Here is a 17598-nt window from a genome sequence, read left to right on the forward strand (position 1 = left end):
CGTCGGCACGTCACCCACCACGGTCGGCGACTGGCTCGACGGCAACCGTTTCCCCCAGGAGATCGACTCCCTGCTGACCATCGTCGCCACCGTGCGGGGACACGCCGCCCGCCCCCGGCCCCGGGGCCCCGAACGCCGACTTATCAGGCGCGGGCCCATCAGGTGCCGGTTCATCAGGTGCCGGTTCATCAGGTGCGGACTTCTCCAGCGCGGACTTGCTGAGTGACCACCTGGCATGCCGCAATCCACGAGGAGGCCCCGCCGCCGCAGCGACTGAAGCCGTGAGTCGGCACTGGCCGCGCAGGGCGAGCGAACCCTGGCCGGGACGGACGCGGCGCCCGTCGGCGCGGTGCCCGATCCTCCGGCGACGTCACCGAATGGTCGGCCGCGCAGCTCGGCGTCCACCCGGCCAAGATACCGCCGTCCCTTTTTGCCTGATCTTGATGGAACGGAAAGAACATGCATCTGGAAGACCGTGCTGCGACAACTCCCCTTGTGCATCCACTCGCAGCCATCAGGACGATGGGTAAAATGTCCGTACGTATTGGTGAACGAAATGCGCAATTGGGTTCACCAAAGCAGCGGGCACTATTCGCATTGCTGCTCATCAGTGCGGGCAAGGTGGTCTCGGTCTCCACCATCATCAGTTCGCTGTGGGGGGCCGAGCCGCCCAACTCCGTGACGGGAACCTTGTGCTCGTACGTCTCGCGTTTGCGCAGGGCGCTGGGCTGCCCGGCAGCGGAGGAGAGGAAGGGCACACTCGCCATACGGTACGAGGCGTCCGGATATGTGCTGGACGTCGATCCGGAGCACACGGACGTCTCCCGTTTCCAGACCGCCGTCGAAAAGGGGCGCGTCCTGTTCGCCCAGGGCGACCTCGACGCGGCGCGCCGGGCGATGGCGGATGCCCTGGAGCTGTGGGTGGGCACGCCCTACAGCGAGCTGGCTGCCTACGACTTCGCCTGCATGGAGTCCATGCGTCTGGAACAGCTGCGGCTGCTGGCCCTGCAGATCTGGGCCGATGCCTGCCTGGGACTGGGGCAGTACGACGAGGTGGTCTGGAAGCTGGACAAAGAGGTCCGCCGCAATCCGATGCTGGAGCGGCTGGGCTACCAGCTGATGCTCGCTCAGTACCACAGCGGCCAGCCCGCGGAGGCCGTGCTGACGTACGAGCGCATCCGTTCGTGTCTCGCCACGGAACTGGGCACCGACACCAGCAAGGAACTGCAGGAACTGCACCAGGCTGTCCTCCGCCAGGACCTGAGGCCCGCGGCCACCGCCGCAGTGACGCCCCAGCCCTCCGTACCGCCGCGGGCCGAGCCGCTTGCCACGGTCGCCGAACCGGCGGACGGCTGTGGCAGCGTCCCTGCGGTGACGCCTCGGCGTCCCGGACGGCTGGTCGGGCGAGCGAGGGAGCTGGCGCGCCTGCGCGCAGTGGCCGGAGCGGCCGGATACGGACGGACCCTGCTGGTGGTCGGTGAACGGGGCGTGGGCAAGACCCGTCTCCTGCAGGAGTTCGCACGGGACCTGGAGGCCGCCGGCACGGAGATGATCTGGGCGTACTGCGCGGGACCGGGGGAGACTACCGACCGCCGTGCCTGGCAGCAGGTCGCCCGCAAGCTCCTCCGGACGCGGGCCGACCGACTGGGCACCCTGTCCGACGCCCTGCGGGACTGGTGCGGTCCGGAGGGCGAGCGGCCCGGTGCCGCCGACTCCCCGGCTGGCTGTCTCATCTTCCAGGCACTGGTCACCACGGCGGCCTCCGCACCCCTGGTGCTGTTTCTGGAGGATCTGAACACGGCCGACGACGGCACCCTGCAACTGCTGCAGTGGATGGCCAGGGAGGCATGCGACACGCAACTGCTGGTCATCGCGACGGTGCGGGAGCACGCCGTCTCCTCCAGCCCCGTGCTACGGCGCGCGCTGGCGCGGCTGCTCCAGGAGGACACGGTGGACAACCTGCACCTTTCGGCTCTGTCCCTCGTTGACACTGGCGCCGTGATCGCCCAGATGCACGACCGTCCCCTGTCCTGGGACGTGGTGTCGGGCGTGCACCGGAGGACCGGCGGGAACCCCTATCTGCTCACCCGGCTGCTGACGGCGGTCGACGTTCTCGACGACCCTGAGGAGTCGTTGCGGCGCGTACCCTTCGCACTGAGGGTGGTGCTCCAGAGCTGGCTCGCCGACTGCCACACCGAGGTGATGACCGTACTCGAAATCTGCGCGGTCATCGGTCCGGTCATCGACCGCCGTCTCCTCACCCACATCCTCCAGCTCGTGGGGAGTGGCGCGGACGCGGTGCACCACGCGTTTCAAACCGGTCTGGTCCTCGCCAATCCCGCTGATCACAACGACCTGTACTTCGCCCACGGACTGATGCGCGAGCAACTGCTGTCCGAGCTGGACCCCGTACGCCGGGCGCAGCTGCACCACACCATCGCCCAGGCGCTGTCCGGGTACCCCACGGCCGACGGGGTGCGCGGCGCGGCCGGCGAGGACATCGCCTATCACTGCGCACAGGCGGCACAGAGCCTCGACTTGGAGGAGGCAGTGCAGCCCCTGATCGATCTGGCCGACCAGGCGGAGCGCCGACTGCAGTACGCCGCGGCGCGATCGTGGCTCTGGCGGGCTCTCGCCATCCTGCGCGGCTGCCACTTCGAAGGGATCCCCGCGGCGCGGCTGCAGAAACGGGCTGCGTGGCTGACCTCTCTGATCTGCGGCTAAGCGACCGTGGCATGGGGCCTGCGTGGCCGGGTGGAGCGGCTGCAAAGGACCCTCGGCGGCACCCGGCCGACGTCAGCCGTGGTATCGAAAGGTGTCTGATGCACCTGGCCCGTGCGGAGTACGCCCAGGCCCAGGAGTTGGTGGAGAACAGCAGCGGGTGGAAGCCGAAGCCGCCCATATAGGCGGGTGAGGCCTACTGTTTCTCGGAATGGCAGGTGACCAGCGTGGCGTCGAGGTCCAGGACCAGACCGGGCAGTTCGCGTCCGCCGGCTTTCACCGCAGGTATGCCGGAGCCGGTCTCGGCGGCCTGCAGCCAGGCGCTTCCCGGGCCTGGGCGCGGGCAGAAGCAAGCGAGGCGAGGCGGCCTCGTCAACATCGGAGAGCAGCCGCCAGGCCGTCGGTGTCGAGGCGATGGGCCGAAGACCCCTGCCTGGTCCCGCAGTACGGCCAGGTCCGCGATGGCCTCGCCCCGGTCGGCGAGCATCACCGCCAGGTCGGTGGCGATCCGGCCCGGATCAGGTCCGGTCAGGTGGAGCACCGAGTCCAGCGGCTGCCGCGGAGCGGGCTTGAAATCCGTGCCGATGGAATATGCGGTGGGGAGGAGGGCCGGAGGAGGGCCGCCGGAATCAGACCGTCGGGCAATTCGAAAAGCTCGGCTATTTCCTTCTCGTACATCAGATGCAGGGTCGTCCAGGCGGGTTCTGAGGCCGCGTGCCCGGGCCGCGAGCATGTAACTCCAGGTGGCCTGGATGACCGACCCCCGCATGCCGGCTCGTTGTATTCCGGTACCGCTGACGCGTCCAGGCAGGGAATGTGGAACGACACCCGGTCCAGCCGGTCACCGAGGTAGGCGACGCTGTCCGCCACACGACGCTGCACCGCGTGCCGTTCGGCGCCCTCGGTGTAGAGGATGCCACAGGAGCCCCGCGAGTACGTCTGCACCGCCTGCCGGTAGAACTCGCCGATCGCGGCCCGCCGGTCCGGGTCGGTCACCACCATCCAGTGCCAGGTCCGCCGGTTGCTGCCGGTGGGCGCCTGCAACGCGATGGCCAGGCATTCCTTGACCAGCTCCAGCGGAAGCAGCCGTACGAGGTCGAGCCGCTTGCGTACGGAGCGGGTGGTGCTCAGCAGGTTCGCCGGGGCTGAGGTCCAGGAGTGGCATACAAGTCTCCCGGTGTGCTCCGAGGCAGTTCGTCCGGCGTGGAACAGCGTCACAGCGGGACCTTGCACGGAGCCTGACCGATCCTTGAACCGGCAGGCGGGAACTCCTTCATGGATTTTTCTGGCCGGGACATGAAATGCCGGGGCATCATGGTCCGCGGTCTTTGAAAACTCCGGTCATTGGAAATCCCAGAGGGGAGAAGTCTCTTGACCGCTTCGGCTAAACCCGCCCGCGCCCTGAGGCGCGACATCGTCACGGCGATACCCGGACCACGCTCTCAGCAATTGATGGAACGGCGCCACTCAGTGGTGGCCCGAGGGGTCGGCAGCGCCCTGTCGGCCTACATCGAGGCCGCGAGCCCCGGCCTGCTGCACGACGTGGACGGCAACACCCTCATCGACCTGGGCTCGGGACTCGGCGTCACCTCCGTGGGCAACGCGGCCCCCGAAGTGGCCGCCGCCGTCCGCGAGCAGGCGTCGCGGCTCACCCACACCTGCTTCCTGGCCAGCCCGTACGAGGCCTACGTCGACGTCTGCGAGGAACTGGCCCGGCTGACTCCGGGCGGGCACGAGAAGCGGTCCGTGCTCCTGAGCACCGGCGCCGAGGCGGTGGAGAACGCCGTCAAGATCGCCCGGGCCGCCACCGGACGGTCGGCTGTCGTGGCGCTGGACCACGCCTATCACGGGCGTACGAACCTGACGCTGGGCCTGACCGCCAGGAACGCGCCGTTCAAGCAGAACTTCGGCCCGTTCACCCCCGACATCCACCGCATTCCCGCGTCCTACCCGTACCGGGACCCGGAGGGCATGACCGGGGAACAGGCCGCCCGGCGCGCCCTGGAGGCACTGGACCGCCAGGTGGGCGGGGAGAACGTGGCCGCGGTAGTGGTGGAACCGGTCCAGGGCGAGGGCGGCTTCATCGTGCCGGCGGCGGGGTTCCTGCCCACGCTGGCCCGCTGGTGCCAGGAGCACGGGGCGCTCTTCGTCGCCGACGAGATCCAGAGCGGTTTCTGCCGCACCGGCGCGTGGTTCGCGAGCGAGCACGAGCACGTCGTACCGGACCTGGTCGTCACCGCCAAGGCCATCGCCGGCGGTCTGCCGCTGTCCGCCGTGACGGGGCGCGCCGAACTCATGGATGCCGTACAGCCCGGCGGCTTCGGGGGCACCTTCGGCGGCAATCCCGTGGCCTGCGCCGCGGCCCTCGCCTCGATACGCCTGATGCGCGACGGCGACCTTGCGGGACGGGCCCGCCACATCGGACAGGTCCTCTTCGTTCGGCTGGGCGCCCTCGCCGCCCGGCATGGCGCCCTGGCGGAGGTCCGGGGTCGCGGCGCGATGGTGGGCGTCGAGATCGTACGGCCCGACAGCGACCGGCCAGATGCCGAACTCGCCAGCCGCATCGCGGCAGCCTGCCAGGCACGGGGCGTTCTGCTGCTGACCGCCGGAACATACGGCAACGTGCTCAGGTTCCTCCCCTCGCTCGTCATGCCCGATGCGCTGCTGTCCGATGCTCTGGACGTCCTTGAGGAGTGCTGTGTACAGCTCATCGGCTGATCCGCTCACTCCGCCATCGGTGGAACCGCTCACCGAGCTGCCCAGCCGTCGTCTCGGCTCGGTCACCGTCCCCGCCCAGGGCCTGGGCTGCCTCAGCATGAGCTCCTTCTACGGGGTGTCCGACCGGGCCGAGGCCATCGCGACCGTGCACGAGGCGGTGGACCGCGGGGTCGCCCTGTTGGACACCGCGGACGTGCAGGGCCTCGGCGAGGGCGAGCGGCTCCTCGGCGCGGCCGTGGCAGGACGGCGCGACCGGGTTCTGATCGCCACCAAAGTGGGCCTGGAACGCTCGCCCACCGGCGAGTTCCTGGGCGTGCGCGGAGACCGTGACTACATCCGCCGCCGGTGCGAGGGCTCCCTGAGACGGCTGGGCGTGGACAACCTCGACTTCTACACCAAGCACTGGGCCGCCCCCGGAGAGCACATCGAGGAGGCCATGGGAGCGATGGCCGAACTCGTCGGCGAGGGCAAGGTGCGCCACGTCTGCCTGTCCGAAGTCTCCGCCGACACTATCCGCCGGGCTCACGCCGTCCATCCGGTGAGCGTGGTGCAGAGCGAATGGTCGCTGTGGAGCAGGGGAATCGAGAAGGACGTGGTCGCGGTCTGCCGGGAGCTGGGCATCGGCATGGTCGCCAGCTGCCCGCTCGGCCGCGGCTTCCTGACCGGAGGCATCTCGTCGGTACGGAGCCTCGACCGGAACGAGGACTTCCGGCACACCCTGCCGCGGTTCACCGAGGACAACATCCGGCGCAACCTCCCGCTCGTCGAACGGCTGAGGCGACTGGCCCGGCGGCACGGCATCACCGTCGCCCAGCTCGCCCTGGCATGGCTCCACCACCAGGGCGACGATGTGGTCCCCATCCCGGGGACCGCCCGCCGGGACCACCTGCGGGAGAACCTGGCGGCGGCCCTGGTCGAACTCACTCCCGAGGACCTGGCGGACATCGAGGCCGCGGTCGCACCCGGGGACGTGCACGGTGAGCGCTACGGTCCCTTCCTCATGGGGCTCGTGGGGAACTGACCTTCTTGGAACCGGTGGTGAACTGACCAGGACCAACACCATGCCGCTGTGCGTCCTGGTCGACGCACCGCGGCATGGTGTTGGCGTTCGTGCCCCTGCGGCCCCTGCCCTGCCCGATCAGCTTGCCGTGCCGCCCTGCTCGGCCACGAAGCACTCCGGGGACCTGCGCCACCAGCTCCGACACGCTTGCGGCCACGCGCTCGGACGCTATTCCCGCAGCAGGATCCGCTCTAGAACGCTGGCGACCTCGCCCATGTGCTCCTCCCGCATGCCGGAGCGCGTCAGTTCCTGGGTGCCCAGGTGCAGGGCGGGCAGGCCGGCACTGCTGGGCAGCGGCACCGTCGTGCTGCGTACGTCCGCACGCGTGAGCAGCCTGCCCCATCCGTGCGGGCCGTTCTCCTCGGGAATGTGCAGCCAGACCTGGAGCGTTCCGTCCACTTGAAGTCCTCGCCCGCCACGGAGAACCCGCGCCGCGCCAACGGCTCTGCCACACATGGGCGTTGGCGATGACCTGCGCGGCGTGCGCCACCCGGCAGGGGAGCAGCTCCTCCAGCGTGATGGCCAGCGCGCCGACGTGCGGCGTGCGAACCGGAAGGCCGTGAAGGGGACACGCTCCTGAGCCTACGGGACCGCCCCGTCGCTGGTGACCATCGGGCCCATGAGGGCCCGGCAGCGTCTCGGAGGACTTCAAGTGGACGGAACGCTCCAGGTCGGTGCGTGCTGCCCGAGATGGTGTCGAATCCCCCCTCCGGTCCGCCCTGAAGCACCATGATCTGCGGTGCGGTGGCAGCACGCCCACCAGGTGTGAGGCAGGTGGCCGCCGTCCTGCGGATCCAGCACGATCACCCGGCTCCCCCGGGGGACCAGCGCGGTGATCACGGTGTACATGGTGTGCAGTCCCAAAAGGAAGTGCACGCACCCGTGACGGCCGTTGAAGAACTCCTTGACCAGGTTGACGCAGTGGTCGTACACCTCGTTCAGCCCCATGACCACCCTGTCGCCGGAGACGGGTCCCTCGACAAGGGATAGCGAGTGTTGGTGTCACTGGACAGCGCCTCGTGGGGCCCGGGGAGAGAGCCGTCCATGCCCTTCCAAGCCCCGGTACGAGGGCGGGCCGACAGCGACAGCATTCGGTCAAGAGCAACGTCAATGCGCTTGCAAGGGCAATGTCGCACAGTCGTACCGGCCCCGGAACACCACATCGGCGCAGCACGATTCGCCACATATCAAGGAGACCTCATGTCGCGAGTGTCCACGACCCCTGGCACGCAATCGACAACCGCTCGTGCCCTTCTGCAGCGCCTACGGGACCACGGCGTCGAGACCATATTCGGCGTCGTGGGCCGCGAGGCGGCCTCGATCCTCTTCGACGAGGTTCCCGGCATCGACTTCGTGCTCACCCGGCACGAGTTCACCGCCGGCGTCGCGGCCGACGTCCTGGCCCGCATCAGCGGCCGCCCGCAGGCGTGCTGGGCGACGCTGGGCCCGGGCATGACGAACCTGTCGACAGGTGTTGCCACCTCCGTCCTGGATCGGTCTCCCGTCATCGCGCTGGCCGCCCAGTCCGAGTCGCACGACATCTTCCCCAACGACACCCATCAGTGCCTGGACTCGGTGGCGGTAATGGCCCCGATGACGAAGTATGCGGTGGAACTGCAACGGCCCGACGAGATCACCGACCTCGTGGACTCCGCCGTCAGCGCCGCGATGACCGAGCCGGTCGGCCCGAGCTTCATCTCCCTCCCTGTAGACCTGCTCGGCAGCGAGGTCGACACCTCCGTGGCTCGTCCGCCGGCCAGGACGCCCGCCAAGCCGGTCGGCACGGTCGAAAGCGGCTGGGAAGAAGCCGCAGGGCAGGCCGCCGACCTGCTCGCCGGGGCCGAGCACCCCGTGCTAGTGGTGGGCGCTTCCCGCCATCCGCTCCGGGGCCGTGTCGTCCATCCGCGCACTGGCCGAGCGGCTGCGCATCCCGGTCGTAACCACGTACATCGCCAAGGGCGTCCTGCCGCACGGCCACGAGCTGAACTACGGCGCGGTCACCGGCTACATGGACGGCATCCTGTCCTTCCCCGCCCTCGACACCCTCTTCGGCCCGGCGGATGTCCTCATCACGCTCGGCTACGACTACGCCGAGGACCTGCGGCCGTCGATGTGGCAGCGAGGCACCGAGAAGAAGACGGTCCGGGTGTCGCCCACAGTGAACCCGATCCCTCGGGTGTACCGCCCGGACATCGACGTGGTCACCGATGTCCTGGCCTTCGTGGAATACCTGGACGCCCACACCGACGTGCCGCCGAAGACGCCGCACGACGTCTCGGCGCTGCGCGAGCGCATCGCCACGTTCCTGGCGGACCCCCAGAAGTACGCCGACGGCATGCGGGTCCACCAGGTCATCGACGCCATGAACACGGTGATGACCGAGTCCGCCGAGGCCGGCGAGGGCACCATCGTGTCCGACATCGGCTACTTCCGGCACTACGGGGTGCTCTTCGCCCGCTCCGACCAGCCCTTCGGGTTCCTGACCTCGGCCGGCTGCTCCAGCTTCGGCTACGGCATCCCCGCCGCGATGGGCGCTCAGCTCGCGCGCCCCGGGCAGCCGACGTTCCTGATCGCGGGAGACGGCGGATTCCACTCCAACAGCGCCGATCTGGAGACCATCGCGCGCCTGAACCTGCCCATCGTCACGGTCGTCGTCAACAACGACACCAACGGCCTGATCGAGCTCTACCAGCACATCGGCCACCGGCGCTCGCACGAGCCGGCGGTGAAGTTCACCGGTGTCGACTTCACCGAGCTGGCCCGCGCCAACGGGGTCGAAGCGGTGAAGGCGGCCTCGCGTGAGGAGCTCCTCGCGGCTCTGCGCAAGGGCGCGGGTCTGGGGCGTCCCTTCCTCATCGAGGTTCCGATCACCTACGACTTCCAGACCGGCGGCTTCGACGCGCTGAGCATCTGACGTGAGCGCGGAACTGCCCGCCGCCACCGGCTTCCTGGCCACTGTCCGGCAGGACGCGGCATCCCCGCCCCGGCCGGCCTTCGCCTCCCTCGGGTACCGGGCCGAGCTGCGGGAGAAGGTCGCGGGGCGGCAACTGGCGGCCACCCTGATCCACGCCGGTGCCCCCGACGGCGCCCGCGCACAGGGCCGGGACACCGCCGTACTCATCGCCGGAGAGCTCTACAACCGGGCAGAGCTGCGGTCGTTGCTGTCCGGCGACGTCCCGGACACCGATGCCGCACTCGTCCTCGCCCTCCTCGGCGTCTACGGCGTCCACACTTTCCGTCTCCTCAACGGGCGCTTCGCCGCCTTCATAGTCAAAGGCGAGCGTGTCCTGCTGGCCACCGACCACGCTGGCTCAGTTCCCCTGTACGTGGCGGCCGTGCCGGGCCGCATCACGGCGGCGACCGAGGCCAAGGTCCTCAGAACCGCCCTGGACGGGACCGCGATAGCCGCCGCCCGGCCCGTCCCCTGGCTGCCCGGCGTTCACCAGGTGCCGGCCGGCACAGTGCTGGAGCTGGCCGTCGACGCCGGAACCGGCACGGCGCACCGAACCTGGGCGCCGCCGCTGTTCCGCCGGATCCTGCCCGAGGGCGAGGCGGTCGAGGCGGTCCGAGCCGCCCTGGAGCGTGCGGTGCGTGCCCGCGCGGGCACCGGAACACCGCTGGTGGTGATCTCCGGCGGGATCGATTCCTCCAGCGTCGCCGCCCTGGCCGCCGGCACCCGGCGTACGAGGATCGACACGGTATCGATGGGCACCGAGGAGCACAACGAGTTCCCGCAGGCGCGCCTCGTCGCAGATCACCTCGGCTCCGCCCACCGGGAGATCACCGTGTCCACCTCGGACCTGCTGCGCCGGCTCCCGCACGCAGTCTGGGCGGCCGAGTCCACCGATCCCGACATCATCGAGTACCTCCTGCCGCTGACCGCGCTCTATCTGGGCCTGGGCGGCACTGGCCGGCGCATTCTGACCGGCTACGGAGCCGACATCCCCCTGGGTGGCATGCACCGGGAGAACCAGCTGCCGGAGTTGGACAGCGCCGTCGCCGTCGACATGGCCACCTTCGACGGCCTGAACGAGATGGCTCCGGCCCTCTCCGCCATCGGCGGCCACTGGTCCACGCACCCGTTCTGGGACCGCGCGGTGCTGGACACGCTCACCTGCCTGGAGGCCGGGCTCAAGCGCCGCTATGGGCAGGACAAATGGGTTCTTCGCGCGGCCATGGGCGACATCCTGCCGCACCAGACCCTCATCCGGCCCAAGCTCGGCGTGCACGAAGGCTCCGGCACGACCTCCGCCTTCAGTCGGCTGCTCACTGGCGCCGGCCTGCCCGACGGGCAGGTCCACCAGGCCAAGCGGCTCGTCGTACAGGAGCTGTTCCGCCAGGTCGTCGTCGACGGTCTGCACCCGGACGAGGTGGACTGCGTGGCCGTCGTACAGCGGGTCGCTGACCGCCAGACCCAACCCGTCCCCTGATCACACTCTCTGCTCCGCCCGTCCCCCCGACAACGGCCGACAGAACGGTTGAGTGGTGGAACGCATCGACATCAACATCTCTCCCCGATACGCACAGATCCCCACCTTCATGCGCCTGCCCCACGACGCCTCCCCCACGGGATACGACGTCGTCGTCATCGGCGCCCCCTACGACTCGGGCGCCAGCTACCGGCCCGGCGCTCGCTTCGGTCCCCGCGCCATCCGCGCCGAATCCGGCCTCATCCACGGCGTGGGCATCGACCGTGGCCCCGGCACCTTCGATCTGATCCGCTGCGCGGACGCGGGCGACATCGACCTCACGCCCTTCAACATGCACATCGCGATGGAGACCGCACAGCGCCGGCTCGACGAGCTGCTCGAGGCCAACTCCGCCTTCCTCATGCTCGGCGGCGACCACTCGCTGACGCTGGCCGCACTGCGTGCGACGGCCCGCAAGCACGGCCCGCTCGCCGTGCTCCACCTCGACGCCCACTCCGACACCAACCCGGCCTTCTACGGCGGCGAATACCACCACGGCACTCCGTTCCGCCACGCCATCGAGGAGAAGCTCATCGAGCCGCAGCGCATGCTGCAGATCGGCATCCGCGGACACAATCCGCAGCCCAACTCCCTCGACTACGCGCGCGGCCACGGCGTACGCATCGTCACCGCCGACGAGTTGTCCGCGCTCGACCCCGCCGACACCGCCCGCCTCATCCGCGACGTGATCGGGGACACTCCCCTATACGTCTCGGTGGACATCGACGTCGTGGACCCCGCCTTCGCACCCGGCACCGGAACTCCCGCCCCCGGCGGGCCCTCCTCCCGAGAAATCCTGGCGCTGCTGTGCACCGTCGGCGACCTGAACCCCGTCGGATGCGACGTCATGGAGGTCTCCCCGCTCTACGACCACGGCGGTATCACGTCCATTCTGGCCACCGAGATCGGCGCAGAGCTCCTCTACCAGTACGCGCGAGCCCACACCCCGGAAAGGAAGCCCTCATGACCCTTGTGGACTGCACTGAGCACTCGGCGCAACTCCTCGCCTTGGCCGACCGGTTGCCGCGAGTCCCCCGCGCCGACCTGCACGGCTTCCTCGAGACGGCGAAGGCTGCGGCCGGCGAACTCCCCGCCGCGTTGGCCGACACGCTCGACACGTTCAACGCCCGTGGCAGCCAGGACGGCCATCTCCTGCTGCGCGGCCTGCCGATCGAGGACGACGCCGCCCTGCCGCCCACGCCCACGAGCACACCGGCCCCCGAGGACCGCCCGCTGCTCACCATGGAGGCCATGCTCGCCCTCATCGGCCGCCGCATCGGCCTGCACACCGGCTACCGTGAACTGCGCTCGGGCACCGTCTACCACGACGTCTATCCCTCCCCGGGCGCCCACTTTCTCTCCTCCGAAACCTCCGAAACGCAGCTTGAGTTCCACACGGAGATGGCGTACCACACCCTGCAGCCCAACTACGTCATGCTGGCCTGTGCCCGGGCGGACCACGAGCGCGAGGCGGCCACCTTGGTGGCCTCCGTGCGCAACGCCCTTCCGCTGATCTCCGCCGAGGACCGCGACCGCCTCTTCGACCGGTCCCTCCCGTGCTGTGTCGACGTAGCCTTCCGCGGTGGCGTCGACGACCCCGGTGCCATAGCCGACGTCAAGCCGCTCTACGGCAATCCGGCGGACCCCTACCTCGGTTACGACCGGGAGCTCCTCGCTCCGAAGAACCCGCGGGACGTCGAGGCCGTCGCCACTCTGTCCAAGGCGCTCGACGAGGTCACCGAGGCCGTCCACCTCGTGCCGGGCGACGTCCTGATCATCGACAACTTCCGCACTGCGCACGCCCGCACCCCCTTCTCTCCCCGCTGGGACAGCCACGACCGTTGGCTGCACCGCGTCTACATCCGCACCAACCGCAACGACCAGCTCAGCGGCAACGAACGAGCCGGTGACGTGGTCGGCTTCTCCCCGCGCCACTGAACGTCACTGAACAGACAGTCGGTGCCCGGGCAGCGGTGACGCTGCCCGGGCACCGGCTGTCCTCATCACGACAGTAGCCAGCGCAGTTCGACTCGGTGTCCGTGCCGTGGTGAAGTCACCTCGACACGCTCGCCGGTCCACCTCACCGGCCAGAAACCAGCACTATAGGGAGACACGACACCATGACCGTCACCGAAGTCCAGGAACCCCAGGGGTTCACCATTCACACCGCGCCGGTCGGACTGGCGGACGACGGCCGGGACGACCTGACCGTGCTGCTCTCCACCACGCCGGCCACCGTCAGCGCGGTCTTCACGAAGTCCCGTTTCGCCGGCCCCAGCGTCACCCTCAGCCGCGAGGCCGCGGCCGACCTCAGGGCTCGCGGCGTGGTCGTCCTCGCCCGCAACGCCAATGTCGCCACCGGCACGCTTGGCGAGCAGAACGCGCGTGAGGTGTGCGCTCTGGCAGCGCAGGCGACCGGAGTGCCTGAGGGCGAACTCCTGATTGCCTCCACGGGTGTGATCGGCCGTCAGTACCCCATGGACGGCATCCGCGAGCACCTGAAGTCCCTCACCCCGCCGTTCGGCGGACAGGGATTCGGCCACGCCGCCCATGCCATCATGACCACCGACACCCGTCCGAAGATCGCCTCCCGGCGCATCGGCGACGCCACGCTCACCGGCATCGCCAAGGGGGTTGGGATGATGGAACCCGACATGGCGACCCTGCTGACCTTCTTCGCTACGGACGCCCGGCTGGATCCTCAGGAGCAGGACCGCGTCTTCCGCCGGGTCATGGACCGCACGTTCAACGCCGTCAGCATCGACACCGACACCTCCACCAGCGACACAGCGGCGCTCTTCGCCAACGGGCAGGCCGGTGACGTCGCCCCGTACGACTTCGAGCAGGCCCTGCACGAGGTCGCCCTCAGCCTCGTCAAGGACATCGCCCGGGACGGGGAAGGGGCCAGCAAGCTGATCGAGGTCCGGGTGAGCGGCGCACGCGACGACGCGCAGGCAAAGCGGGTCGCCAAGTCGGTCGTGAACTCGCCCCTCGTCAAGACCGCCGTCCACGGCGGCGATCCCAACTGGGGCCGTATCGCCATGGCCATCGGCAAGTGCAGCGACGACGCCGACATCGACCAGAACGACGTCACGATCCGGTTCGGTGACACCGCCGTCTATCCGCCGCACACCACCGACACGGCCGCCGAGGAAAGCCTCCTCGCCACCGTCGCCGAGCACATGCGGGGCGACGAAGTCGTCATCAGCGTCGACCTCGGCATCGCGCGCGGGAGCTTCACCGCTTACGGCTGCGACCTCACCAACGAGTACATCCGCCTCAACGCCCACTACACCACCTGATCCACCAGCAGACGGCATCCGGGCCGGGCCGCCGTACGTCGACGGGGCACCACCGCAGGGGACTGTACTTTCGGGGGCTGGGGTGTGCGGGCTGCGTTCCCGTTACTCGACGGATCTGTCCGATCGGGAGTGGGAGATCCTCCGTCCGCTGGTTCCGGCGGTCAAGCCTGGTGGACGACCGGCGAAACATACGCGGCGGGAGATCCTCAGCGCGCTGGCGTAATGGCTGCGGGCCGGCTGTGCCTGGAGGCTGCTGCCGCACGACCTGCCGCCTTGGCAGACGGTTTACCACTACTGGCGGCGGTGGCAGCAAGAGGTGCGTGTGGGAGGGGATGCTGACAGGGCCTAGCGAACACGAGCGGGTACAGCTTGGCCGGGACTCCACTCCCAGCGCCGCCATCCTGGACAGCCAAAGCGTTCGGGCCAGTGAGTTCTTTCCAACCTGGCGGCGGCGCCGAGGTGTTGATGAGTGAGGGCTGTACGGAACGACGAAGCTCCTGGTAGACGGGTTCTCGACCAAGATCACCCGTGTCCGCCAGGAGCTTCGCGCGCTTGTCTACCCGTCCTCGATCGATCTGTCCAGCCGCACCCTGAGACACCTGAGCAGGCAACTCGCCGCCCGGCAGCGAGAGATCGGGACACGGTGGCGCCGCCTGCCGACCGGTCGCCAGGCGCTGCTGGTCCTGGGCCACCTGCGGTGCGGTGATACGTACGCCCAGCTCGCCGCGGGGTTCGGCATCGGAATCGCGACCGTGTTCCGCTACATACGCGAGGCCGTCGAGGTGCTGGCCGCCCTCGCCCCGACCCTGACCGAGGCGATGGAGACCATCCGGACGAAGGCATTCCTCATCCTCGACGGCACCCTGTGGGCCGAGCGACCGGATCGCCGCCGACACCCCGTACTACTCGGGGAAGCACAAGCGGCACGGCATGAACGTCCAAGTCCTGACCGACCCCTTCGGCCGGCTGTTATGGGCCTCGCCCGCGCTGCCCGGAGCCACCCACGATCTGACCGCCGCCCGAAGCCACGGGATCACCGATGCCCTCGCCGCCGCCGGGCTGAAGTGCTGGGCGGACAAGGCGTACCAAGGCGCCGGCCACCTCGTGCGAGTGCCCTTCCGGGGCCGCCACCTCAAGGGATGGAGGCGACGCCACAACGGCACCCACGCCAAGATCCGGTGCCTCGGCGAGCAGGCCATGGCCACCCTGAAGGGCTGGCGCCTGCTACGGAAACTCCGCTGCAGCACCAACCGGATCACCGACATCGTGAAGGCCGTCCTCGTCCTTCACAACGCCTCAACCTGAGGTTGGAAAAGGCTCACTGCGTCCGCACATCGACGAGTCGTCGGATGTCCAAGACATGTGTGACGCGGTGCAGAAGTCCCTCACCGACGTCACGCAGATCCGCCTCTTCCTGCTCAGCAACGGCGGCAGCACGTCGACAGCCCCGAGCCCCACCGAGTTCGAGGGCATTCCGGTCCTCCACGAGATATGGGATCTGCCCAGGCTGCACCGGCACGAGACGTCCGGCACCCTGAGCGAGCCCAGTTGCGAATCGCCGCGTGAAATAGACAGTCAGACGCCTGTCCGGAGAACGCGAGGCCCCTCACTGTGCCGCCCTGCGGCTTACCTGCCAGACGGCACAGAAGTTGCGCTGTGGTGCTCGAAAGCGCCGCGCAGGGAGGCTGCTACGAGCCGCCGTCAACGTAGGCGCGTGCGCGACCATGACGTCGCGGAAGCGCTCATCGGCGATCACCGTGAGGGGGCTTCGTTTTCGAGTTGCGGGTTCATTCCGCACGGCGGGCAAGCAATTCACGTCCCTATATTGGCTGGCCAGGTGTGATTCAAGGATTTGGTCAAGGGACTCACAGCCAGCTTCTGGCGGGCCGTCAAGCCCCGTGCAATGCAATGGTGCCAGCATTCTGCCGTGGTTGGAAGGAACAGAGTGGCGCAGCAGGCATTCTCGCCCCGTCCACGTCGCCTCATTCTCTGTTTCCGCTGCCCGCGTCGAGCACCATGCAAAGGATCGGGAGGATTCCAGTGTCGGAAAAGGTTTCCAAGGTTCTGTTGTGGCGTCTCAATAAGTGCGGCGTGGAGCATGTATTCGGGGTCGTCGGGCAGGAGGCCGCCGCGATCTTCTTCGACGAGGTCCCCGGAGATAATGTTCGGCCTCACCCGGCACAAGCCACCGCCGGGGTGATGCCCGATGTGCTGTCCCGGCTCACCAACGTTCCGCAGGGCTTCGCCACGCTCGGCCCCGGGACGACGAACCTGTCCACTGGCGACCGCCACCTCGATGCCGGACCGCAGCTCGATCATCGCGCTCGGCGTGCAATCGGAGTCGTGCGACTGCTTCCCCAACGAGACCCCCCAGTGCCTGGACAAGGTGACGGCCATGTGCCCGCTCACGAAATTCTCCGCCCAGCTGGAACAACCCGACGACATCGCCGACCTACTCGACTCGGCCGTCGGGACCAGCGTCGTCGAGCCGGTGGGGCCCAGCTTCACCAGCCTGCCGGATGACCGGGAACCCGTCATGTCCGGTTGGGCGGGAGACTGCGCGGAAGAGGATTCGCCCTCGGCGAGTACCTCGCCGTGCGGCCAACCCAACCCCTTGGATCACCACATTTCGTGAACCCGTCAGTGAGGGAAGGTCTGATCCGCATGCCAGGGAGTGCCAGCCAGGCCCAATCGCAGTCCCCCCCGCGCCACCAGAGCCCTGACTGCACCGCCCGGGCCGACCGCGACTACCGCAAGTTGATGCGGGCCTTCCCCACCGGAGTCACGGTGGTCACGGCCATCGACGCGGACGGCACCCCCCGCGGGTCCACCTGCTCCTCTCTCACCAGCGTGACCCTGACCCCGCCCACGCTGCTGGTCAGCCTGGACACGACAAGCCCGACCCTGCAGGCCCTCATGGCACGCGGAAACTTCGCGGTTAACCTGCTGCACGCCCGAGGCCGGGGCGCCGCAGAGGTGTTCGCCACCCGCACCGCCGACCGGTTCGCGCATGTGAGCTGGTGCTCATCTCAGAGCAGTAACCTGCCACGGCTCGTTGACGACGCCTTCGCCGTCGCCGAATGCCAGGTGGCAGGGACCCTGGCGGTCGGCGATCACACCATCGTGCTCGGAGAGGTCACCGATGTGGCACATACCCCGGAGGTCCCTCTTCTGTACGGCTTCGGGCAGTACTCCGCCTGGTCTGCGCCCAATCCGCAACCAGAGGAAAGAACGCAGCAATGACTTTCTCCCCGGCAGCCCGGGCTCTGTGCATTCCCCTTTTCGAAAGCCTGACAGAAGACTGAGTTCTTTCCAACCTGGCGGCGGC

General features: G+C 68.8%; 14 protein-coding genes and 4 pseudogenes. 14 read left to right on the forward strand and 4 right to left on the reverse strand.

The genetic code is table 11. The features are described 5' to 3' along the window. Positions 1-531 precede the first annotated feature (531 nt). Positions 532-2724: a BTAD domain-containing putative transcriptional regulator gene (locus QFZ67_RS00345; RefSeq protein ID WP_307659108.1), complete on the forward strand. Its 2193-nt coding sequence runs from the start codon at positions 532-534 to the stop codon at positions 2722-2724. A 196-nt stretch (positions 2725-2920) separates the two neighbouring features. On the opposite strand, the pseudogene QFZ67_RS00350 reads toward QFZ67_RS00345, so the two are convergent. Both QFZ67_RS00350 and QFZ67_RS00355 read right to left on the reverse strand, forming a co-directional pair. Further along, positions 2921-3250 (reverse strand): annotated as a pseudogene (locus tag QFZ67_RS00350) (IS1380 family transposase); the annotation flags it as partial. Continuing rightward, positions 3250-3939 carry a nitroreductase family protein gene (locus QFZ67_RS00355; protein WP_307659109.1) on the reverse strand — a complete coding sequence of 230 codons (690 nt, stop codon included), beginning with the start codon at positions 3937-3939 and terminating at the stop codon, positions 3250-3252. The pseudogene QFZ67_RS00350 and the gene QFZ67_RS00355, both read right to left, overlap by 1 nt. A 153-nt stretch (positions 3940-4092) precedes the next feature. Between QFZ67_RS00355 and gabT the strand changes: the two genes are divergently transcribed. After that, positions 4093-5439, forward strand: a complete 1347-nt coding sequence (gene gabT, locus QFZ67_RS00360) for a 4-aminobutyrate--2-oxoglutarate transaminase (RefSeq protein ID WP_307659110.1) — start codon at positions 4093-4095, stop codon at positions 5437-5439. Positions 5440-5458: 19 nt separating this feature from the next. Further along, on the forward strand, positions 5459-6460 hold the full coding sequence (locus QFZ67_RS00365; protein ID WP_307659111.1) for an aldo/keto reductase: 1002 nt from the start codon (positions 5459-5461) through the stop codon (positions 6458-6460). Between the two features lie 207 nt (positions 6461-6667). Here QFZ67_RS00365 and QFZ67_RS00370 read toward each other — a convergent pair whose 3' ends face one another. Beyond that, a complete protein-coding gene (locus QFZ67_RS00370; RefSeq protein ID WP_307659112.1) occupies positions 6668-6898 on the reverse strand; it encodes a hypothetical protein in 231 nt (76 codons plus the stop codon). 249 nt (positions 6899-7147) lie between these two features. Beyond that, complete coding sequence (locus tag QFZ67_RS00375) at positions 7148-7447, reverse strand: hypothetical protein (RefSeq protein WP_307659113.1); 300 nt, start codon at positions 7445-7447, stop codon at positions 7148-7150. Positions 7448-7699: 252 nt separating this feature from the next. Here QFZ67_RS00375 and QFZ67_RS00380 point away from each other — a divergent pair. The 11 genes and pseudogenes from QFZ67_RS00380 to QFZ67_RS00420 all read left to right on the forward strand — a co-directional run bounded on the left by QFZ67_RS00380 (position 7700) and on the right by QFZ67_RS00420 (position 17513). Beyond that, positions 7700-9413: pseudogene (locus QFZ67_RS00380) on the forward strand (thiamine pyrophosphate-binding protein). A 1-nt stretch (position 9414) separates the two neighbouring features. After that, a complete protein-coding gene (locus QFZ67_RS00385; protein WP_373429903.1) occupies positions 9415-10929 on the forward strand; it encodes an asparagine synthase-related protein in 1515 nt (504 codons plus the stop codon). Between the two features lie 55 nt (positions 10930-10984). After that, complete coding sequence (gene speB, locus QFZ67_RS00390) at positions 10985-11935, forward strand: agmatinase (RefSeq protein WP_307659114.1); 951 nt, start codon at positions 10985-10987, stop codon at positions 11933-11935. After that, positions 11932-12906: a clavaminate synthase Cs1 gene (gene cs1, locus QFZ67_RS00395; protein ID WP_307659115.1), complete on the forward strand. Its 975-nt coding sequence runs from the start codon at positions 11932-11934 to the stop codon at positions 12904-12906. The genes speB and cs1 overlap by 4 nt, the downstream gene beginning before the upstream one ends. A gap of 182 nt (positions 12907-13088) precedes the next feature. Beyond that, positions 13089-14270, forward strand: a complete 1182-nt coding sequence (argJ, locus tag QFZ67_RS00400; protein ID WP_307659116.1) for a bifunctional glutamate N-acetyltransferase/amino-acid acetyltransferase ArgJ — start codon at positions 13089-13091, stop codon at positions 14268-14270. Between the two features lie 226 nt (positions 14271-14496). After that, entirely contained in the window at positions 14497-14619 is a 123-nt protein-coding gene (locus QFZ67_RS38870; protein WP_373430187.1) for a transposase, read from the forward strand. A 172-nt stretch (positions 14620-14791) separates the two neighbouring features. Next, a pseudogene (locus QFZ67_RS00405) lies at positions 14792-15575 on the forward strand (transposase family protein). Between the two features lie 16 nt (positions 15576-15591). Next, on the forward strand, positions 15592-16113 hold the full coding sequence (locus QFZ67_RS38875; RefSeq protein WP_373430188.1) for a hypothetical protein: 522 nt from the start codon (positions 15592-15594) through the stop codon (positions 16111-16113). A gap of 173 nt (positions 16114-16286) precedes the next feature. Continuing rightward, positions 16287-16493, forward strand: a pseudogene (locus QFZ67_RS00410) (decarboxylase); the annotation flags it as partial. 73 nt (positions 16494-16566) lie between these two features. Further along, the gene (locus QFZ67_RS00415) at positions 16567-16905 is read left to right on the forward strand and encodes a hypothetical protein (RefSeq protein ID WP_307666122.1); all 339 of its coding nucleotides are present in this window, start codon (positions 16567-16569) and stop codon (positions 16903-16905) included. Between the two features lie 29 nt (positions 16906-16934). After that, the gene (locus QFZ67_RS00420) at positions 16935-17513 is read left to right on the forward strand and encodes a flavin reductase family protein (protein WP_307659117.1); all 579 of its coding nucleotides are present in this window, start codon (positions 16935-16937) and stop codon (positions 17511-17513) included. Positions 17514-17598 lie beyond the last annotated feature (85 nt).

The organism is Streptomyces sp. V1I1 (genome assembly GCF_030817355.1).
Classification (GTDB): domain Bacteria; phylum Actinomycetota; class Actinomycetes; order Streptomycetales; family Streptomycetaceae; genus Streptomyces.